General features: G+C 67.6%; 22 protein-coding genes and 1 pseudogene. 10 read left to right on the top strand and 13 right to left on the bottom strand.

Features of this window, described 5'->3' with window-relative positions:
• Positions 1-3 precede the first annotated feature (3 nt).
• The 4 genes from A6A40_RS24540 to rpoH form a co-directional block, all read right to left on the bottom strand.
• Entirely contained in the window at positions 4-861 is an 858-nt protein-coding gene (locus tag A6A40_RS24540; protein WP_108548513.1) for an urea carboxylase-associated family protein, read from the bottom strand.
• A gap of 27 nt (positions 862-888) precedes the next feature.
• A complete protein-coding gene (locus A6A40_RS24535; protein WP_108548512.1) occupies positions 889-2,322 on the bottom strand; it encodes a tetratricopeptide repeat protein in 1,434 nt (477 codons plus the stop codon).
• On the bottom strand, positions 2,319-2,522 hold the full coding sequence (locus A6A40_RS24530; RefSeq protein WP_108548511.1) for a hypothetical protein: 204 nt from the start codon (positions 2,520-2,522) through the stop codon (positions 2,319-2,321). The genes A6A40_RS24535 and A6A40_RS24530 overlap by 4 nt, the downstream gene beginning before the upstream one ends.
• A 198-nt stretch (positions 2,523-2,720) precedes the next feature.
• Entirely contained in the window at positions 2,721-3,599 is an 879-nt protein-coding gene (gene rpoH, locus A6A40_RS24525; RefSeq protein ID WP_108548510.1) for an RNA polymerase sigma factor RpoH, read from the bottom strand.
• Between the two features lie 233 nt (positions 3,600-3,832).
• Between rpoH and A6A40_RS24520 the strand changes: the two genes are divergently transcribed.
• Positions 3,833-4,210: a NifB/NifX family molybdenum-iron cluster-binding protein gene (locus tag A6A40_RS24520; protein ID WP_108548509.1), complete on the top strand. Its 378-nt coding sequence runs from the start codon at positions 3,833-3,835 to the stop codon at positions 4,208-4,210.
• A 19-nt stretch (positions 4,211-4,229) separates the two neighbouring features.
• Here A6A40_RS24520 and A6A40_RS24515 read toward each other — a convergent pair whose 3' ends face one another.
• Positions 4,230-4,934 (bottom strand): sensor histidine kinase, encoded by a 705-nt coding sequence (locus tag A6A40_RS24515; protein WP_108548508.1) that lies wholly within the window; start codon positions 4,932-4,934, stop codon positions 4,230-4,232.
• Between the two features lie 244 nt (positions 4,935-5,178).
• Between A6A40_RS24515 and A6A40_RS24510 the strand changes: the two genes are divergently transcribed.
• On the top strand, positions 5,179-6,216 hold the full coding sequence (locus A6A40_RS24510) for an esterase-like activity of phytase family protein (RefSeq protein ID WP_108548507.1): 1,038 nt from the start codon (positions 5,179-5,181) through the stop codon (positions 6,214-6,216).
• Positions 6,217-6,426: 210 nt separating this feature from the next.
• Positions 6,427-7,251, top strand: a complete 825-nt coding sequence (locus tag A6A40_RS24505) for a DMT family transporter (RefSeq protein WP_167562536.1) — start codon at positions 6,427-6,429, stop codon at positions 7,249-7,251.
• Between the two features lie 25 nt (positions 7,252-7,276).
• Here A6A40_RS24505 and A6A40_RS24500 read toward each other — a convergent pair whose 3' ends face one another.
• The 3 genes from A6A40_RS24500 to A6A40_RS24495 all read right to left on the bottom strand — a co-directional run bounded on the left by A6A40_RS24500 (position 7,277) and on the right by A6A40_RS24495 (position 9,626).
• On the bottom strand, positions 7,277-9,082 hold the full coding sequence (locus tag A6A40_RS24500) for a sensor histidine kinase (RefSeq protein WP_108548506.1): 1,806 nt from the start codon (positions 9,080-9,082) through the stop codon (positions 7,277-7,279).
• 125 nt (positions 9,083-9,207) lie between these two features.
• Positions 9,208-9,330: a hypothetical protein gene (locus A6A40_RS32150; RefSeq protein WP_257792306.1), complete on the bottom strand. Its 123-nt coding sequence runs from the start codon at positions 9,328-9,330 to the stop codon at positions 9,208-9,210.
• Between the two features lie 116 nt (positions 9,331-9,446).
• Positions 9,447-9,626: a DUF3553 domain-containing protein gene (locus A6A40_RS24495; protein WP_108548505.1), complete on the bottom strand. Its 180-nt coding sequence runs from the start codon at positions 9,624-9,626 to the stop codon at positions 9,447-9,449.
• A gap of 124 nt (positions 9,627-9,750) precedes the next feature.
• Between A6A40_RS24495 and A6A40_RS24490 the strand changes: the two genes are divergently transcribed.
• The gene (locus A6A40_RS24490; RefSeq protein WP_108548504.1) at positions 9,751-10,434 is read left to right on the top strand and encodes a histidine phosphotransferase family protein; all 684 of its coding nucleotides are present in this window, start codon (positions 9,751-9,753) and stop codon (positions 10,432-10,434) included.
• A gap of 27 nt (positions 10,435-10,461) precedes the next feature.
• Here the strand turns inward: A6A40_RS24490 and A6A40_RS31020 are convergent, their stop codons facing one another.
• A complete protein-coding gene (locus A6A40_RS31020) occupies positions 10,462-10,635 on the bottom strand; it encodes a hypothetical protein (protein ID WP_167562528.1) in 174 nt (57 codons plus the stop codon).
• A gap of 205 nt (positions 10,636-10,840) precedes the next feature.
• Here A6A40_RS31020 and A6A40_RS24485 point away from each other — a divergent pair, with 205 nt between their 5' ends.
• The 5 genes from A6A40_RS24485 to A6A40_RS24465 all read left to right on the top strand — a co-directional run bounded on the left by A6A40_RS24485 (position 10,841) and on the right by A6A40_RS24465 (position 16,725).
• Positions 10,841-13,639 (top strand): hybrid sensor histidine kinase/response regulator, encoded by a 2,799-nt coding sequence (locus A6A40_RS24485; protein ID WP_108548503.1) that lies wholly within the window; start codon positions 10,841-10,843, stop codon positions 13,637-13,639.
• The gene (locus A6A40_RS24480; protein WP_042694693.1) at positions 13,636-14,136 is read left to right on the top strand and encodes a chemotaxis protein CheW; all 501 of its coding nucleotides are present in this window, start codon (positions 13,636-13,638) and stop codon (positions 14,134-14,136) included. Before A6A40_RS24485 ends, A6A40_RS24480 begins: the two co-directional genes overlap by 4 nt.
• Before the next feature lie 90 nt (positions 14,137-14,226).
• The gene (locus A6A40_RS24475; protein ID WP_085092289.1) at positions 14,227-14,592 is read left to right on the top strand and encodes a response regulator; all 366 of its coding nucleotides are present in this window, start codon (positions 14,227-14,229) and stop codon (positions 14,590-14,592) included.
• A 130-nt stretch (positions 14,593-14,722) separates the two neighbouring features.
• A complete protein-coding gene (locus A6A40_RS24470) occupies positions 14,723-15,889 on the top strand; it encodes a protein-glutamate methylesterase/protein-glutamine glutaminase (protein WP_108548502.1) in 1,167 nt (388 codons plus the stop codon).
• The gene (locus A6A40_RS24465; RefSeq protein WP_108548501.1) at positions 15,886-16,725 is read left to right on the top strand and encodes a CheR family methyltransferase; all 840 of its coding nucleotides are present in this window, start codon (positions 15,886-15,888) and stop codon (positions 16,723-16,725) included. Before A6A40_RS24470 ends, A6A40_RS24465 begins: the two co-directional genes overlap by 4 nt.
• 131 nt (positions 16,726-16,856) lie before the next feature.
• Here the strand turns inward: A6A40_RS24465 and A6A40_RS24455 are convergent, their stop codons facing one another.
• From A6A40_RS24455 to ctrA, 4 genes are all read right to left on the bottom strand, one after another.
• Complete coding sequence (locus A6A40_RS24455) at positions 16,857-17,081, bottom strand: hypothetical protein (RefSeq protein ID WP_108548499.1); 225 nt, start codon at positions 17,079-17,081, stop codon at positions 16,857-16,859.
• Between the two features lie 48 nt (positions 17,082-17,129).
• A complete protein-coding gene (locus tag A6A40_RS30820) occupies positions 17,130-17,345 on the bottom strand; it encodes a hypothetical protein (protein ID WP_158279372.1) in 216 nt (71 codons plus the stop codon).
• Positions 17,346-17,473: 128 nt separating this feature from the next.
• On the bottom strand, positions 17,474-17,683 hold the full coding sequence (locus tag A6A40_RS24445; RefSeq protein ID WP_012977930.1) for a cold-shock protein: 210 nt from the start codon (positions 17,681-17,683) through the stop codon (positions 17,474-17,476).
• A 263-nt stretch (positions 17,684-17,946) separates the two neighbouring features.
• Positions 17,947-18,687, bottom strand: a complete 741-nt coding sequence (gene ctrA / locus A6A40_RS24440) for a response regulator transcription factor CtrA (protein ID WP_108548498.1) — start codon at positions 18,685-18,687, stop codon at positions 17,947-17,949.
• A 254-nt stretch (positions 18,688-18,941) separates the two neighbouring features.
• Here ctrA and fliI point away from each other — a divergent pair.
• A pseudogene (gene fliI, locus A6A40_RS24435) lies at positions 18,942-19,695 on the top strand (flagellum-specific ATP synthase FliI); the annotation flags it as partial.

Raw genomic sequence — 19,695 nt, 5'->3', positions numbered from 1 at the left:
AGGTCAGGCCGGGTCCTTTTCCCAGGACGGCGTCGGCAGAGTCATGCCGTGGTTGCCGCGGTAGGCCGCGACCTCCGGTGACGACCAGCCCTCCAGAAGGGCCGGGTCCAGACGGTAGACCTCGACGCCCAGCGGGCGGCAGACCTCCAGCGGGTCGCGGGCGTCCGGTCCCCACAGCGGCACGCTGAGATCGCCGCCGGGGCAGGTCGACAGGGCGCAGAGCAGGTCGATCTCTGCGAAGAATTCCAGGAAGTCGCCTGTCTTGGCCGGGCAGGCCTTCATGAAATACTTGTCCTCGGCGTTCAGCCCGGTGACCTGGAAGACGTTCAGCACGTCATGCACGTCGAACTCGGTCAGGCCATAGGGGGCGACGGCGCGGGTCAGGTTGGAATGGCAGTGGTGGTGGAAATCCTCGCCCGTCAGCATGCGGTTGACGTAGGGATCGCAGCGCGTGCCCAGCAGGTCGTGGACCCGGCCGCCATACTCGTCGATGCCGTAATCGGCCAGCGTGTCGTGGGTGATGGTCGCCAGCGGCCGCAGATAGGGCAGCGTCGACCACAGCCGGTCGAAATTGCTGACATGCGCCTGCTGGAGCTGCCGCGTGCGCGAGGCCCAGAAGCGTTCGCGCGGGTTGTGGCGGTTCCAGATGTTCAGGTCGGCGACCTGCGGCCCCTCGACGGTGACGATGCGGAAGACATGGCCCGCCGGCACGGTCCAGGCGCGGCCGGAGCGGATCGGCACCACGAATTGGTCCACCAGTTCCCGCCCTTCCGTCTGCGCCCCGATGCGCCCGTAAAAGGCGCGGTCGACGTCGAGCGCGGATCCTTTGCTGGCCTGATAGGCGGCGGGATAGCTGGGCATCCTGGTCTCCTCGGCGGTTCTCCGGCGTCAGGCCGGACGGCGATCATGGCGAGAGAGCCGCACCGCGTGCAACAGCTCTTCGCGCACCCGCTCCACCGCCGGCGCCCAATCGCCGGGGCGGTCCTGCCGGAACAGCCGCAGCGTCGGATACCAGGGGCTGTCGTCGCGGTCGAGCTGCCAGCGCCAGCAGCCGCTGAAGCGCGACAGCACCCACACCGGCACGCCCAAGGCTCCGGCGAGATGGACGACGGCGGTGTCCACCCCGATCACGAGGTCGAGCTGCCGGACGATGGCCGCGGTGTCGGCGAAGTCGGTGACGTCCGCCATCGGATCGAAGATGGCCGCGCCGTTGACCTGTCCGAGCTGCGCCGCCGCAGGCCCTTTCTGCAGGCTGACCCAGGACACGCCCTCCACCGCCAGCAGCGGGGCCAGCCGGGCGAGGGGCAGGCTGCGGCGGGCATCGGTGCGGCTGGCGGCGGCATGGCCCAGCCGCGGGTCGCCGGCCCAGACCAGACCGACCTTCAACCCTTCCGTTGCCGGCAAGGTTCCGGCCCAATGGGCGACCGCCTCCTGCGGCGGGTGCAGATAGGACGCTGTTGCCGGAATGCGATCCGGCGCCAGCTCCAGCCGCTGCATCAGCGACATCAGCGGAACCCAGAAATCATAGCTGTCCGGATGGGGCAGGGCTGTCACCACCGCATCGACGCCCTCCATCCCCGCCAGCAGCCGGGCCAGCGGCTCCCGGCACCGCACCACCACCCGCCGCGCGCCGCGCGCCTTCACCAGCGGGATCAGGCGGATGAATTGCAGGGTATCGCCGAACCCCTGCTCTTCCACCACCAGCAGGGTCTTGCCGGCGATGTCCTGTGTGGTCCATTCGGGTTTGGGGCAGGCGGGCCGGGTCAGGGCCAGCTCCTGCGCCTGCCAGCGCGCTTCGTAGGCTTGCCAGCCCTCCGCGAACCGGCCGTGAAGCAGCAGTGCCTCCGCCAGATTGTAGCGCACGCTGGGCATTGCCGGGGCGAGGGTGGCGGCACGTTGCAGCAACGTCAGGGCGCGGGCATGGTCGCCGCGGTCCTGATGGGCATTGGCCATCGCCAGATAGCCGGTGTAGAGGCCAGGCGACAGCGCGCCCGCCCGGCGGCAGGCATCGAGCGCCGCCAGGGGATGGCCGTTCTCCTGCAGGATCGCGCCGATGTTGGCATAGGCCTCCGCCAGATCGGGACGGCGCAGCACCGCCTCGATGCAGGACGCCACCGCCTCGTCGGGCCGGCCGAGCCGGCGCAGCGCCGCCCCACGGTTGGCATAGGCGTGCGCAGCCCTTGCGGGTTCCAGCCGCGGATCGCCCAGCAGCCTGTCATAGACCGCGACCGCCTGCGCCCAGCGCCCGGTGCGGTGCAGGCGCAGGGCCGTCGCCATGGCATCCTCCAGGGCGGTGTGGTCCGGGGCGGCGGGTGCGGTCATCTGCGCAGGACCCCAAGCCCGCTCAGGATGTGGGGCGGAATGCTGCCATGGTCGGCGATGATGTTGGCGTCGTCGGCGGACATGCCGAGATGGACCAGCCGGTTGATCACCTGCCAGCGGCTGATCTTGTTGCCCTCATACAGGGTGAGGGCGTCCTTGATGATCTCGATCTTCGAGGTCCGGGAAATGGTCTTCGACATGGCCGCCTCCGCAATGGCCGGCGGAGACCGCCGGCGTCGATGGAGGGGTTACACGGCGCCGTCCCCGATTCCTGGCGCGGGATATCCTGGCGCAGGATCCGCCGGACACGCAGTCGGGCCGAAAGCCGCCGCCTCGTTGCCAAGGGGCGGTTTCCTGCAAGAGGAGGTCATGGCTTTCGAGGGGCGCGCCGGCCCCGTTCAGGCCGCGGCGGCGGCCAGGACGCGGGTCTGGCGGGCGACCTTCTCGAAGGCCCGTTCCTCGATCTGGCGGATGCGTTCGCGGCTGACGCCATAGCGGATCGACAGGTCCTCCAGGGTCAGCGGGCTGTCCGACAGGCGGCGGCAGGTCAGGATGTCGCGCTCGCGGTCGTTCAGCACGCTCATCGCCTGGTGCAGCAGGGCGCTGCGCTGGCGGGCCTCGCCGCGTTCGACCAGCGACTCCTCGACCGACGGCCGTTCGTCGGCCAGCAGATCCTGCCATTCGCCCGAATCGCCGTCGGCGCTCATCGGGGCGTTCAGCGAGGCCATGGGCGCCGACAGGCGGCGGTTCATGGCGACGACATCGTCCTCCGGCACCGACAGGTCGGTGGCGATGCGGGACACGCTGTCGGGCTGCAGGTCGCCGCTGCCGTATTCGCCCAGCTTCCGCTTCAGGCGGCCGAGGCTGAAGAACAGCTTCTTCTGCGCGGCGGTGGTGCCGATCTTCACGAGGCTCCAGGACCGCAGGATGTAATCCTGGATCGAGGCCTTGATCCACCACATCGCGTAGGTGGACAGGCGGAAGCCGCGTTCCGGCTCGAATTTCTTGACGGCGGTCATCAGGCCGAGATTGCCCTCGGCGATCAGGTCGGACAGCGGCAGGCCGTAGCCGCGATAGCCGCCGGCGATCTTGACGACGAGACGGAGATGGCTGGTGACCAGCTTGTGGGCCGCATCGACGTCGCCATGCTCGGTCCAGGCCTTGGCCAGCATGTACTCGTCCTCGGCCGTCAGGACCGGGTAACGGTGCGTGTCGTTGATGTAGCGGGACAGCGATTCGCCGGAATCGGGCGAACGGAGGGCGATGGCGGTGCTCATGTCACATCCTCGTGCAAAGCGATATGACGGATACGGGACTCCCGGAACGGCGAGCCCAGGCCTCTCCGGCGGAGCAGGCGGGGATATAGTACAAAATCGGTGCTGAAAGTCAAGCAAGGCGGTCGGGTATCGGGCCGGGCGTAGCCGCCGATTGAGCTTCCTCAGTGCGCGGCAAGCGGAAGCATGGCAGGACCGAGCGGTCGCCGGGCACCATCGCAAGGGAACCGCATGCCATGAAGATCGCCGTCGGTACCAAGGATTTCGAGACCATCGCCACCCATGGCGGCCGCACCCGCCGCTTCCTGGTCTATGAGGTGGAGGCCGGGACCGACCCGGTCGAGACCGGCCGGATCGAACTGGCGGAGGAGGAGGTCCTGCATCTCTGCGGCGACGGCCGGCCCCACCCGATCGACGCCGTGCGGGTGGTCGTCACCGGATCGTCCGGCGCCGGATTCGTCGCGCACATGAAGCGCCGCGGCATCGAACCGGTGACGACGACGGAGACCGATCCGGTCCGGGCCATCCGAGGCTGGTTCGCCGGCACGCTGGCGCCGGCCCCTGAGCCGGAACATCCTCACGAGCACCATGACGGCGACGGGCACCGCCACTGAAAGCGGGCAGACAGAAGGATCAGACCGGGAAGCTGACGCTGGCGGTGGTGCCGGCGGCGTCGCTGTCGGTGGACAGCGTGTCGCCCAGCTGGCCGGCCAGCGCCTCGGCCAGCATCAGCCCGTCCTCGGCGGTGGTGTCGAAGCCGGCCGGCAGGGCGCGGCCGTTGTCCTCCACCGTCAGGCGGGCGCGGCCGCTGCCGCCCTGCTGGCGCACGGTGATGCGGATCCAGCCGTCGTCGGGGAAGGCGTGGTGCAGGCAACTGGTCACCAGCTCCGCGATGATCAGGCCGAGCGGCATCGCCTCGTACAGGCCGATCTGGATGGAGTCTGAGTCCACTGTCACCGGTACGCGGGACAGGGCGCCCGGCGTGCCTTCGCGCACCGCTTCGCACAGGGCGGTGACGTAGCGGCCGAGATCGACATGGGTGCCGGCGCCGCTCTCGTGCAGTTGGCGATAGAGGATCGCCAGCGCCTCGATGCGGACCATGGTCTGCTCGTAGGCGGCGCGGGCATCGGGGTCGCGGATGCGGCCGGCCTGGAGCTTCAGCAGGCTGATCACCAACTGCAGGCTGTTCTTGGCGCGATGCTGGAGTTCCCGAAGCTCGGCTTCCAGCTCCTGGATGCGCGCCGTCAGCCGGTCGGCCGGGGAGGCCCCGGACGCGACGCCGTCGCCCGGCTGGTCCGGAGGAGAGTAGGCGGTTCGGGACCGCGGGAGCATCGGCATGGGAACGGACTCGGCTCGGTCATCACAGATAAGCATCGTCGAAAACAGTCGTCAATCTAAGCGCTTGTCAGGCCGGCCCCATCGGTTCTGAGGGAGTAACCCGCCGCGCCTAACCGTTAAGACCGAGGCGTCGTGACGGTCTTGCCGCACTGCACAGGCTCCGGATGGCCATGCGTATGGGTGCGGGCGGGTGCCCGCCGAAAGAAAGGTTGTATCCCTCGGTTGCACTGGCAAGAGTGGCGCAATGACGATGCGCAAGATGTTGGTGTGGGGTCTGCTGCTGACCGCCCTGTCGGGCGGCTGCGCTGCCGTGGTCGGGGCCGGTGGCGGCTCCGGAAGTTCCGAATTCGTCGCCGCAAGTCCAGTGCCGCTCGACCGCGGCAGGCCGGAGAAGGCGGTGGTCGGGTCGTTGCGCTTCATGGGCGGCCTCGAGATCGCCGGGGGCGAGCAGGTCGGCGGACTGTCCGGCCTGTGGGTCGACCCGGAGGGTGGGCGCTTCGTCGCCGTCGGCGACACCGGGCTGGTGGTGGACGGCCGGCTGCAGTCCGACGCCGCGGGGCGCCTGGCCGGGGTCGCCGAGGTGCGCGCCCGCCCGCTTCCGGTGGAGGAGGGGGTTTCCCCCCGCAAGCGCCGCACCGATTCCGAGGATCTGACGCGTCTGGCCGACGGCAGCTGGCTGGTCTCGCTGGAGCGCGACCACCGCATCCTGCGCTACACCGCCGGCGACCACGGACCGGAAGGGACACCGACGCCGCTCCCCCTGCCGTCGGGAATGCAGGAAGCCTCGGAGAATGGCGGGCTTGAGGCGTTGACCCGTTTGTCCGACGGCCGGCTGCTGGTCCTGGAAGAGGGCAGGAACGACGGCCGGCAGGAACGCCGCGCCTGGATCGCGGGCGCGGTTTCCTCGAAGGACGCAGTGCCGCGCAGTGCGGCGGACTGGCAGCCGCTCGCCTACCGCGCGGCACCGCGTTTCCGGCCGACCGGGGTCGCTCCGCTGCCCGGCGGCGGCGCTCTGGTGCTGGAACGGCGGGTGTCGCTTCTGGGCGGCTGGTCGTCGCGTCTGGTGCGGGTGGCGCCGCAACAGTTGAGGGCTGGCGCCGTCATCGAGGGAGAGGAGCTCGCCCGGCTGGAAGCCCCCCTGCTGAACGACAATTTCGAAGGCATCGCCACGCGGCCCGGACCGGCGGGGGGAACGCTGGTCTACCTGATTTCCGACGACAATTTCAGCTCGCTCCAGCGCACCTACCTGCTGCAGTTCCTTCTGGACGGGCCGTCCTCCTGACCTGCCATCCGTGTCCGACCAAAGTCGGACGGGGCGGATCCCGCGGCGGGTTTGACAGCGCGCCAGCCTTGCGGCTAGCTGCTCCAGATGCTTGCAGGAGAAACAATCATGGCGGCGAGCGATAAGCCGGGGGTGGGGCAGGCCGCCGCACCGGAGGTTCCGGCTTCTGCTGCCGGACTGAGGCGTGCGGCGCTGCTGACCCTGCTGGCGATGCTGGCCTTCGCCGCCAACTCCATCCTGTGCCGGCTGGCCCTGACCCAGACCGCCATCGACCCGGCGTGCTTCACCCTGGTGCGGATCGCCTCCGGTGCCGCCAGCCTGTGGTTGATCGCCCGCGCGACCGGTCATGCGAAGCCCGGTGCTGGAAGCTGGCGCGGTGCGGCGGCGCTGTTGACCTATGCGGCGGCCTTCTCCTTCGCCTATCTGACCATGACCGCAGGGACCGGGGCGCTCCTGCTGTTCGGGGCGGTGCAGGCCACCATGATCCTGGTCGGGCTTTCCCGTGGCGAACGGCTGGTGCCGCTGCAATGGGGAGGCCTAGCTCTGGCGCTTTGCGGCCTGGCGCTGCTGCTGGCGCCGGGGCTCTCGGCCCCCGATCCGCTCGGGGCGCTGCTGATGGTGGCGGCCGGTGCGGCCTGGGGCGCCTATTCGCTGCTGGGGCGGGCCAGCCGCGATCCCATCGCCACCACCGCCGGCAATTTCCTGCGCGCCGTTCCGATGGCGGCGGTACTGGCCCTGCTGGCGGCGCTGGCCGGGCCGTTCACCGGCGGCGGGTTGCGCTGGGATGCTGGCGGGCTGCTCCATGCCGTCCTGTCGGGAGCGCTGGCGTCTGGGGTGGGTTATGCGATCTGGTACGCCGCGCTGCCGGCCCTGACCGCCGCCCGTGCCGCCTCCGTCCAGTTGAGCGTCCCGGTCATCACCGCGCTGGCCGCGGTGCTGGCGCTGGGCGAGCGGATCACGCCGACGCTGGCAATCTCTTCCGTCGCGGTGCTGGGCGGCATCGCGCTGGTGATCGTCGGCAAGCGGCGGGCCTGAAGGAAAAAGGTCGCCACCGCGAGTTTCACAGGGCGAACGTCTGCGTCCTTTCCAGCGCAATGATATCGGCGGACCGGCTGCGCAGGCGCCCCGGCGGGAAGAGGACGGTGGCGATGGTGCCGCGCCCCAGCACGCTGGAGAGCACGAAGCGCCCATCCTGCATCTCCACCAGCGACTTGACCAGCCCCAGCCCCAGCCCGGTGCCGGCATAGCGCCGGGTATGGGAGTTGTCGACCTGATGGAACGGCTCCATCACCTGCCCCAGTTCGGGGGCTGGAATGCCGATGCCGGTGTCGCTGACCCGCAGGCGCAGACTGCGCGCCGCCCGATCCGCCTCCACCGCGATCCGGCCGCCGGGCGGCGTGAACTTCACGGCGTTGGACAGCAGGTTCAGCAGGATCTGCCGCACCGCGCGGGCGTCGGCGTAGAGGTTGGGCAGGGAATCGTCCAGCTTCGCTGTCAGGGTCACGCCCTTTTCGAGTGCCAGCGGCTCCATCTGGCGCAGGCACTCGCCGATCAGATCCCCGACCGCCAGTTCCTCCTGGTGGAGGACAAATTTGCCCGACTCGATCTTGGTGGTGTCGAGGATGTCGTTGATCAGACTCAGCAGATGCTGGCCGGACCGGCGGATGTCGCCGACATATTCGGTCTGCTTGGGCGTCATCGCGCCGAAGATCCCGCTTTCCAACGCCTCCGCGAAGCCGATCACCGCATTCAGCGGGGTGCGCAGCTCATGGCTCATGTTCGCCAGGAACTGCGTCTTGGCCCGGTTGGCGGCGTCGGAGACCCGCTTGGCGGCGATCAGCTCCGCCTCGATCCGGTGGCGGGCGGCGATGTCCTGGATCAGCCTTTGCTGGCTGTCGCGCAACGCACGCTCGCTGCCCTGCAGGTCGGCCATCGCCCGTTCGCGCCGCCCCGCCTCGCGCATCAGCGCCAGCATCATCAGCCCGAGCAGAAGCGTTCCGGCGACACCGGCGGCGGACAGCATGATGGCCTTGGACCGCCAGGGGGCCAGCACCGCGTCGCGCGAGGACGACACCGTCACCACCAGCGGCATTTCGGCGGAGGCGCGGTAGCTGAGGATGCGCCGCGGCCCGTCGTCCGGGCTGTCCAGCAGTTCGGTGCCGGCCGGTGCCTCCTTCAGCAGCCGGGCGAACAGCGGCAGATGGCGGGCCGAACGGCCGATGTGGGTGTCATGGTCGGGAAAGCGGGCCATCACCGGCCCGTCCGCATGGTAGAGCGTCACCACCGCGTCGCGGGGAAGTGCGAGAGTGCGGTAGAAGCCGCGGAAGGCCGTCGGCTCCAACACCGCGACCACGACCCCGGCGAACCGACCGTCGGGCGCGGTCAGCCGCCGGCTCATGCCGATGAACCAGGTGCCGGAGGTTCGCCCCTGCATCGGATTGCCGACGAAGACCCCGTCCGCTCCGCTGGCAACCAGCCCGTCGCGGTGGGCCATCAGGTAATCGCGGTCCGAAAGATCCAGGGTGGCGGGGCTCAGCGTCTGGGTATCGTGGACCAGCCTGCCGTCGGCGGCGACCACCAGCACGGCACGGACCAGCGGCGACTGGCTGGCCTGACGGCGCAGCAGGGCATGCACGTCGGCATCGCCCCGCTCCCAGCTGTCGCCGCGGACGGCCAGCACCTCCGCCACGCCGGCCAGGATTTTCGAAACTCCGGAAAAGCTGTCGGTCGCATGGCGTTCCAGCACCAGCGCCATCGCCCCGTTCTCTTCGCGCGCGCGGGCGATGGTCTCGGTTCGCTCATGCAGGAGGTCGTAGCCGATCATCGCATTGAAGCCGACGATCAGCGACAAACCGAAGGCGCCCATTCCCCCTTTGAGACGCGAGATCAAGCGACGGCCCGCCATGTCCGGTCATGGATCGACCGATGCTACACCGCGACCCCCGGTGCCGGAAGTCGCCTTTTCGTGGAAGAAGGGCGGTCCTTTCTCTCTTAAAGCCGAACGGTGGAGCTGGAGTAGCGCTCTGCAGTGGAGTGGCTGATGGAGTTCAGTGCCGCCGCTGCGCCCAGCGCGATCACCGCCGCGGCGGCGAAGCCGAGGATCATGGCCTTCATCTCAGGTCTCCCTTGTTCGGATTCGGCGAATTTGGATTTTCAGCATAAAAGCAAAGCGGCACGGACGGCGCAATCGGCGCTTTCCCGGAGCCGGGCTCCCCGGCTCGGAGCCGGTGTCACAGCTCGTCCGGATCCACCACCGAGAGCAGGATCACGTCGCTGTCGATCAGCACCTTGCCCGCATGCTCGAAATTCACGGTGATGCGGTTGCGGATGGCCGACTGCACCTGTCCCAGCCCCCAATCGGGCTGGTCCGGGTGGCGCACCCAGGCGCCGGGCACCAGCGAATCGTCCATGTCGCGTCCCATCCGTCAGTCTATTGTACATAGGAAATGCGACCGCCTGTGCGGCGGCGCTCCGAGAGTATAGAATCGTCGGCACCGCGCCGTCGCCGCTCCTTTTTCGCCCGGAGACCGTCTCGTGACCGAATCGCCTTCCCGCCCCGTCAGCGTCGACATCCGCGTCCTGGAACTGCTGGCGTCGAAGCTGTGCCACGATCTGGTCAGCCCGGTCGGCGCCATCCGCAACGGCCTGGAACTGATCGAGGAAATGCAGGAGGACGAGGAGGGCGGCGGTTTGGCCGGCGGCTTCCTGGGCGAGGCGGTGAAGCTCATCGACCATTCCTCCGGTCAGGCGGACCGCCGGCTGCGGGTGTTCCGGCTGGCCTATGGGGTGGCCGGACGTGACCAGAAGGGGTTCGGCGACGCCCGCAACGCCGCCGCCGGCTATGTCGAGGGCGGCCGCACCCGGCTGGACTGGCCGGAGCGGGTGCCGCACGACATGACGGCCCAGCGCCGCGGCGTGGTGAAGCTGGTGCTGAACCTCATCCTGATGGCGGACGAGGCGCTGACCCATGGCGGCCTCGTGTCCGTCGCGGCCGATGGCGACGAAACGGCCGGCCGCATCGTCGTGACCGCCGCCGGCCGCCCCGGCACCCTGAACCCGGATGCCGCCGCGGCCCTGGCCGGCACGGCGACGCCCGAGGCACTGACGCCCCGCACCATCCACGCCTATCTTGCCGGACGGCTGGCGGAGAGCGACGGCTTCCGCATCGCCGTTGCCACCGAAAGCAGCGAGAGGCTGGTCTTCACCGCGGAGTGGTGAGGGCCCCCCTGCCCCGGAGGGGGGCCCTCACAGCTGCTTGAGGATGCGCGTTTCCACCACGACCTGCTCCACCCCGCCGGTGGTCTGGTGGGACGTGGTGCGCAGCGTGACGGCGAGATTCTGGCGTGCGGCCTCCGCCAGCGCAGCGTTCAGCTTTTCCACGGCGGTGCGCACGGATTGAGCGAGTTCGGCGTCGGTCATCGATCCTCCTTGTGACAATCTGTCCCCCATCCCAACGGTGGAAGCTTCCGGAAGACTCCCTATCGGAAGAGGTAAGGTTCTCTTAATCAGTGTTTGACAGGCTCCCGCTCTACCTGGACTGGAGCGCAACCGGCGGCCTTTCGATGCCGCCCGTTCGAGCCGCAGGCCGGTGCGGACCATAAACATTGGGCCTGGGGAATGCGACATGGATGATCTGCTGTCCGAGTTTCTGACGGAGACCAACGAAAACCTCTCGGTCTTGGACGTCGAGTTGGTCCGGTTGGAGCAGAATCCCAACAATCCGGAACTGCTGTCGAACATCTTCCGCCTCGTTCACACCATCAAGGGAACCTGCGGCTTCCTCGGCTTGCCCCGCCTGGAAAAGGTGGCGCACGCGTCGGAGAACGTGCTGGGCAAGTTCCGTGACGGCGAGCTGACGATCAATCCGGAAGCGGTTTCGCTGATTCTGCAGGCTCTGGACACCATCAAGAGCCTGCTGGCGGTTCTGGAGGCGACCGAGGCGGAACCGCCCGGCGACGACCTTCCGCTGATCGAGCGGCTGAACCTGTGCGCCGAGGGCAAGCTGGGCGGGCCATCTCCGGCCGCCGCGGCCCCGCCGCCGCCCCCGCCGCCGCCGACCGCCCCCGCGGTCGCCGCCGCGGAAGAGCGGCCGGTGACGCTGGACGAGCTGGAGGCCCTCTGGAATTCCACGCCGGGCCCGAACGACACGCCCGCTCCCGCCGCCGCTCCGGCGGCCGGCACGGCGGTCGCCACCCGCGCGCCCGAGCCGGTCGAGGAGCCCGCCCCGTCGCAGGACCTCGTCGTTCCCGATGCCGAGCCGGCCGCCGCCAAGGTGCCGGCGCCGGTCGCCCCGATGGCGGGCGGTTCGGCCGGCGGCACTGCTGGCGGTGCCGATGCGGGCGCCGAGGCCGCGACCAAGGAATCGGCGGTCGCCGCGCAGACCATCCGCGTGAACGTCGACCTGCTCGAAAACCTGATGACCATGGTGTCGGAGCTGGTGCTGACCCGCAACCAGCTGCTGCAGATCCTGCGGTCGCAGAAGGAGAGCGAGTTCGCCGCCCCGCTGCAGCGCCTGAACCATGTGACGTCGGAGCTGCAGGAAGGCGTCATGAAGACGCGCATGCAGCCCATCGGCAACGCCTGGGCCAAGCTGCCGCGCCTGGTGCGCGACCTGGCGCATGAACTGAACAAGAAGATCGACCTCCAGATGCTCGGCGCCGACACCGAGCTGGACCGCCAGGTCCTGGAGCTGATCAAGGATCCGCTGACCCACATGGTGCGCAACAGCGCCGACCATGGGCTGGAGATCCCGGCGGAGCGCCTGAAGGCCGGCAAGACCGAGACCGGCCGCATCACGCTGAACGCCTATCACGAAGGCGGCCACATCATCATCGAGATCCAGGACGACGGTAAGGGCCTTGCCATCGACCGGATCAAGCAGAAGGCGATCCAGAACGGGATGGCGTCGGAAGGCGAGCTGGCCTCGATGACCGACCAGCAGATCATCCAGTTCATCATGAAGCCGGGCTTCTCCACCGCCGCCAAGGTGACCAACGTGTCGGGCCGCGGCGTCGGCATGGACGTGGTGAAGACCAACATCGAGAAGATCGGCGGCACGATCGAGATCAAGTCGGCCCAGGGCAAGGGCTCGACCTTCGTCATCAAGATCCCGCTGACGCTGGCCATCGTCTCGGCCCTGATCGTGGAATGCGCCGGCGAGCGTTTCGCCATCCCGCAGATCAGCGTGGTCGAGCTGGTGCGCGCCGCCTCCGACAGCGAGCACACCATCGAACGCCTGAAGGGCACGCCGGTGCTGCGCCTGCGCAACCGCCTGCTGCCGCTGGTCTCGCTGCAGCAACTGCTGCGGCTGGACGACAATGAGGACGCCAAGAAGCCGGCGGACGAGACCTTCATCGTCGTCACCCAGGTCGGCACCTACACCTTCGGCATCATGGTCGACCGCGTGTTCGACACCGAGGAAATCGTGGTCAAGCCGGTGGCGCCGATTCTGCGTCACATCGAGATGTTCTCGGGCAACACCATCCTGGGCGACGGCTCGGTCATCATGATCCTGGATCCCAACGGCATCGCGTCGGCCACCGGCGAGATGGCGATGGGCGAGGCCGCCGGGAAGGAGACCACCGCGGTCCAGACCCAGCGCCAGGAGGACAAGATGGCGCTTCTGCTGTTCCGCGCCGGCGAGGGCGCGCCCAAGGCGGTGCCGCTGTCGCTGGTCGCCCGCCTGGAGGACGTCGATCTGGCGTCGGTCGAACTGTCCAACGGACTGCCGGTGGTCCAGTACCGCGGCAAGCTGATGCCGCTGGTGCCGATCGATCCGAACTTCATGCTGGGCAGGGAAGGCCGCCAGCCGGTCCTGGTGTTCGCCGACGGCGACCGTTCGATGGGCCTGATCGTCGACGAGATCGTCGACATCGTGGAGGAGAAGCTGAATGTCCAGCTGGCCGCGGAGCGTCCCGGCCTGATGGGGTCGGCCATCATCGCCGGCAAGGCGACCGAGGTGATCGACGCCGGCTTCTTCCTGACCCAGGCCTACAAGGATTGGTTCGGCTCCACCACCCAGGAGGGGTTCGAGGAGGAGAAGCTGCAGCGCGTGCTGCTGGTGGACGACAGCCCCTTCTTCCGCAATCTGCTGACTCCGCTGCTGTCGGTCGCCGGCTACGACGTGACCGCGGTGGAGAATGCCGGCGACGCGCTGGCGCTGTGCGAGGCGGGCGAGGACTTCGACGTCATCGTCTCCGACATCGAGATGCCGGGCATGAGCGGCTTCGACTTCGCCGAGGCGGTGCGTCACGGCAGCCGGTGGCAGCGTGTGCCGATGGTGGCGCTGTCCAGCCATGCCAGCGCCCGTGACCTCGACCGCGGCCGGATCGCCGGTTTCAACGACTATGTCGCCAAGTTCGACCGTGACGCGCTGCTCTTTGCGCTGCAGCAGACGCTGACCGAACAGAAAGGTGCCGCATGAGCAACGCCAAGCTGCCGTCCACCGTCCGGAAGTCGAAGGGCGACGATCTCGTCGTCTCGGGCAACCAGGACTATGTGACCATGACGATCGCCGACCAGATGTTCGGCATCCCGGTCCTTCAGGTGCAGGACGTGCTGGGCCATCAGCGGATCACCCGTATCCCGCTGGCCCCGCCGGAGGTCGCCGGATCGCTCAATCTGCGCGGCCGCATCGTCACCGCCATCGACGTCCGCCTCCGGCTCGGCCTGACCGGCCGGCCGAAGGACAAGCCCGGCATGTCGATCGTCGTCGATCTGAGGGGCGAGCTCTACAGCCTGATGGTCGACTCGGTCGGCGAGGTGCTGAGCCTGACCAAGGAGGACTTCGAGCGGAACCCGGCGACGCTGGATCCGCGCTGGCGCGAGGTCTCAACCGGAATTTACAGGCTGAACGGCCAGTTGATGGTTGTGCTGGACGTGCCCCGTCTGCTCAACTTCACGACCATCGAGACGGCCTGACGGTCCGCGGCGTCTTCCCATCGGGGAAAGGCGCCGCTCCCTCCGGCCGGCTTTTTCGCCGACGAACAGATGACCTGAGGCCCTGCCGCAATGAAATCCTGCCTGGTGGTCGACGACAGCCGCGTGGTCCGCAAGGTCGCACGCAAGATCCTGGAAGAGCTGAACTTCACCTGCGCCGAGGCGGAGGACGGCAAACAGGCGATGGAGGCCTGCGCGGCGCAGATGCCCGATGCCATCCTGCTGGACTGGAACATGCCGGTGATGACCGGAATTGAATTCCTGCGCCGGCTGCGCAAGATGAGCGGAGGGGAGCAGCCCAAGGTGGTGTTCTGCACCACCGAGAACGACCTCGCCCATATCCAGGAGGCGCTGTCCGCCGGAGCCAACGAGTACATCATGAAGCCGTTCGACAGCGACATCATCCAGACCAAGTTCGCGCAGGTCGGGCTGTTGTGATCCTTGCCGCGCTCTCCCGCCGTGACGGCATGTCTTGACCGGGGTGGAGTGCAACCGGATGGTTGGCAGCCTATCCGGGTTCGGGAACCCGCCGCGTTGAACCAGTCGAGTTGAAAGGCGAATCGCCGATATGTCGGACAGTTTTGGCAGAGGCCCCCTCACCACCGCGCGACCGGCCAATCCGGATCCCGTCCGGGTGATGGTGGTGGACGACTCGGCCGTCATCCGCGGCCTGCTGACCCGCGCGCTGGAAGGGGACCCGGACATCCGTGTCGTCACCTCGGTGGGCGACGGCCAGATGGCGGTCAATTCGCTCCAGCGCAACTCGATCGACGTCATCGTGCTGGACATCGAGATGCCGGTGATGGACGGCCTGACCGCCATCCCGAAGCTGCTGGCGGTGGCGCCGCAGGTGAAGATCATCATGGCCTCCACGCTGACGCTGCGCGGGGCCGACGTGTCGATCCGCTGCCTGTCGGCGGGTGCCGCCGATTACATTCCGAAGCCGACCTCCACCCGCGAGATCGGCGGGGCCGAGGATTTCAAGCGCGAGCTGGTCGCCAAGGTCAAGGCGCTGGGTGCCGCCGCCAGGCGAGCCGGGTCGCGCTCGCGCGGTGAAATCCGTCCGCTGAGTCCGGCGACCCCGGTCGGGCTGCTGAAGCGGGAGGTCGGGCCGATCGTCACCCGCCCGGCACCGGCCGGTGCCATGGCGGTGAAGCCGGACGTGATCGCCATCGGCAGTTCCACCGGCGGTCCGCAGGCGCTGTTCGAGGTGCTGTCGCACCTGAAGACCGGCGTCAGCCAGCCGATCCTGATCACCCAGCACATGCCGGCGACCTTCACCACCATCCTGGCCGAACACATCACCCGCCAATGCGGGATCGATGCGCGCGAGGCCAAGGATGGCGAGCCGATCGTCCAGAACCGCTGCTACATCGCTCCCGGCGACTTCCACATGCTGGTGGCGCAGCGCGGCGGGGCCAACGTGATCGTGCTCAGCAAGGATCCGCCGGAGAATTTCTGCCGCCCCGCCGTCGACCCGATGATGCGGTCGATCCTGAAGGCCTATGGCGGCCGCAAGATCCTGGCCTGCATCCTGACCGGCATGGGGCAGGACGGGTTGAAGGGCTGCACCGACGTGGTCAACGGCGGCGGCACCCTGATCGCCCAGGATGAGGCGTCGAGCGTGGTCTGGGGCATGCCGGGGGCCGTTGCGCAAGCCGGCATCTGCAACTCCATCCTGCCGCTCAAGGAAATCGGTCCCCATATCCGCAAGCTCGCTTCGAGGGCAGCATGAGAGTCGAAGATTTCGACATGTTCTCCACGCTGCTCAAGCAGCGTTCCGGCCTGGTCCTCACCCGTGACAAGGCCTACCTGCTCGAATCCCGGCTGATGCCGGTGGCGCGCAAGTGGAACATGAAGGGCTTGGAGGAGCTGGCGACCACCGTCCGCACCCGCAAGGACGAGGCGCTGCTGCGCGACATCACGGAAGCGATGACGACCAACGAGTCGTCCTTCTTCCGCGACCAGAAGCCCTTCGACCAGTTCAAGCAGCTGGTGCTGCCGAAGCTGATGGAGGCGCGGGCTGCCAAGCGCAGTCTTCGCATCTGGTCGGCTGCCTGTTCGTCGGGGCAGGAAGCCTATTCGTTGTCGATGATCCTCAACGACGAGGCGGCGAAGCTGGCCGGTTGGCGCATCGAGATCGTCGGCACCGACATCTCGGCCGAAATGGTGGAACGGGCGAAGTCCGGCGTCTACACCCAGTTCGAGGTGCAGCGCGGCCTTCCCATCACCATGCTGGTCAAGCATTTCAAGCAGAATGGCGACAAGTGGCAGATCAGCCAGCAGCTGCGCCAGATGGTGTCTTTCCGCGAATGGAACCTGCTGGGCGACCTGTCGGCGCTGGGCCAGTTCGACATCGTCTTCTGCCGCAATGTGCTGATCTATTTCGATCAGCCGACGAAGGCCAAGGTGTTGGAGTCCATCTCCCGCCAGATGCCGCAGGATGGCGTGCTGTATCTGGGCGGTGCGGAAACGGTGCTGGGCATCACCGACAAGTTCAAGCCGGTGGAAGGCCAGCGCGGTCTGTACAGCCTGGGCGGCTTCTCCGCCGCCGGCGCCAGGGTGGCGTGACCCCCGCGATCCTCGTCTTGACGACCCTCATCCCCGCGAAGGCGGGAATCCAGGCTTTCTGCTCAGGCACTTGAAAAGGCTGGATCCCCGCCTTCGCGGGGATGACGGCCAGCCAGAGATGGCATCGGCCCTCAAGCCGAGGGCGTGATCGACTTGATGGGGCCGCGCGGATTGCCGGACATCTCGGCGATCTTGCGGTCTTGAGCCTCGATGAAGGCGCGGATGGAGTTCTCGCGGTCGAACTGGTCGATGTCGGTGGTCGGCACCTTGCGGTTCGAGGTGCGCGCACCGTCCTGGTAGATCACATCGAACAGTGCGAAGGCATTTTCAACGGGCTGTTTCTTCTGACGGGCCATGGCCTGTCCTCCGTGTGGTCGCGGTCGGCCGTGGGATCGGCCTTGCGGTCAAGCATTGTTGGTATCGGTCTTGGTCTCGGTGTCCGTATCGGCGTCGGTCGCCTGGACATCGTCCTGCGGCTCCGTCCCGTCCGGCTCGGTCTGCTCGCCGGCGCGGCGGGCGGCGACGCCCTCTTCGCGACGCTGCAGCCTTTCCTGCTTCTTCTGTTCCTTGGCCCGGTTACGCTCGGCCCGCTGCTGGTTGTAGTTCGGTTTGAAAGCCATAGCGGTTCTCCTCTGGGCAGCTCCCGGCGGGGCATAGGCCCGGCGTATGGGCGGCGCTGAATGCGCAACACGGAAAAAGGGCACCGGTTTCCCGATGCCCCTTTTTCCGCAGGTCGGCGGTCAGGCGGTCAGACCGCCTTCAGATTTTCCGCCGAGGTCTTGCCGCGCTTGGGATCGCGCTGCTCCTCGTAGGAAATCTTCTGGCCATCGACCAGGCTGCGCAGCCCGGCGCGTTCGACAGCGGAGATGTGAACGAACACATCCGGGCCGCCGCTTTCCGGCTGGATGAAGCCGAAGCCCTTGGTGCTGTTGAACCATTTGACGGTGCCGACGGGCATGTCTGTCTCCCATAACGCGAAGGGCGCCGCACCACCGGTGCGGCGCATCAGACTGGATGTGGGATTGGCGGCCCCCATATGCCCGCAAAGGCAAGCCCGCGAAGGCGAAAAGAGGGGGGCTGAGCGTGGGGGCGGCTGAACGCCCCGCAGTCCGTAGCAGAATGACCTGCCTGACATGGGAACGCCCGGTCCGGCTTTCAAGGTGAAAGACGTCCGGGCGTTCGATTGTGAGAGCGACAGTGCCGACAGATTTTCCGTGGCGGTCAGCCGGCGGCCTGCTGTTGCGGCACCCGCGGCGGCGGCGGGGGATTCGCTTCCGAGATTTCCTCTTGCGGGTCGCGCAGCACATAGCCGCGGCCCCATACCGTTTCAATATAGTTGTCGCCCTGGGTGGCCGCGGCCAGCTTCTTGCGCAGCTTGCAGACGAAGACGTCGATGATCTTCAGTTCCGGCTCGTCCATCCCGCCATAGAGATGATTCAGGAACATCTCCTTGGTCAGCGTCGTGCCCTTGCGCAGGCTCAACAACTCCAGGATGCCGTATTCCTTGCCGGTCAGGTGCAGCGGCGACTGGTCGACCTCCACCGTGCGGGTATCGAGGTTGACGGTCAAACGGCCGGTGCGGATGATGCTGTCCGAATGGCCCTTCGACCGGCGGACGATGGCCTGGATGCGGGCGATCAGTTCGCGCTTGTCGAACGGCTTGGTCAGGTAATCGTCGGCGCCGAAACCCAGCCCCTTGATCTTGTTGTCCATCTCGGTCAGGCCGGAGAGGATAAGGATCGGGGTGGTCACGCGGGCGGCGCGCAGGCGGCGCAGAACCTCGTACCCGTCGATGTCAGGCAGCATCAGGTCGAGAATGATGATGTCGTAGTCATAGAGCTTGCCGATCTCCAGCCCGTCTTCACCCAGGTCGGTAGAGTCGACGATGAATCCTTCCGTGTTCAGCATCAGCTCGATGCTTTTGGCGACGGAGGAATCGTCTTCAACCAGCAGAACCCTCATGGCGATATCCCGACGTTTGATGGCGCGCTTTCGCTACCCGACCCCGTGGTTGGTCTCCGATCCTTAATGATCGATTTCAACCATCCCGTTTACACAAGTTAACAGACGATTCAGCTTAACGCCAGTGCCAAGCGCTTACACAACGTTAATCCTTCCATCGCAAGATGCGATCATGGTGGTTAACGTCGCCTCCGTCCACAGAACTACCACTTAATAGGAGCGCGTCCCGTCTTGGGGATGTCGGTATCCGACCCATGCCGTTCGATTTCGACCAGCTGATCCGCGACATCGACTCGATTCCTGATTGCAGCCGCTATGGCCGCGTCACCGCCGTGTCCGGCCTGATGGTCGAGGTCGGCGGCATCGAGAAGGAATTGTCGGTCGGCGGCCGCTGCATCGTGGAGACGCGCGACCGCCGCCGGATCCCCTGCGAGGTGGTCGGGTTCCGCCAGGGCCGGGCGCTCGCCATGCCCTTCGGCGCGCTCGATGGCGTTGGGTTGGGCTGCCGGGCGCTGGTGGCGGGCGACCAGGCGATGATCTACCCAACCGATGCCTGGCTCGGCCGTGTCGTCAACGCGCTGGGCGAGCCGGTCGACGGCAAGGGGCCGCTGCCCAAGGGGCCGCAGGGCACGCCGATCCGCAACAACCCGCCCAACGCCCATTCCCGCGCGCGGGTGGGAGAAAAGCTGGATCTGGGCATCCGCGCCATCAACGCCTTTCTCACCTGTTGCCGCGGCCAGCGCATGGGCATCTTCGCCGGATCGGGCGTCGGCAAATCGTCGGTCATGTCGATGCTGGCGCGCTTCTCCGCCGCCGAGGTCGCGGTGATCGGCCTGATCGGCGAGCGCGGGCGCGAACTGCAGGAATTCATCACCGAGGATCTGGGCGAGGAGGGTCTGGCCCGCAGCGTCGTCGTCTGCGCCACTTCGGACGAGGCGCCGCTGATGCGCAAGCAGGCCGCCTACATGACGCTGGCGGTGGCCGAGCATTTCCGCGACCAGGGCCGCG

It is taken from the genome of Azospirillum humicireducens (assembly GCF_001639105.2).
GTDB classification, from domain to species: Bacteria; Pseudomonadota; Alphaproteobacteria; order Azospirillales; family Azospirillaceae; genus Azospirillum; species Azospirillum humicireducens.
This window is presented reverse-complemented; position numbering and strand designations above follow the sequence as displayed.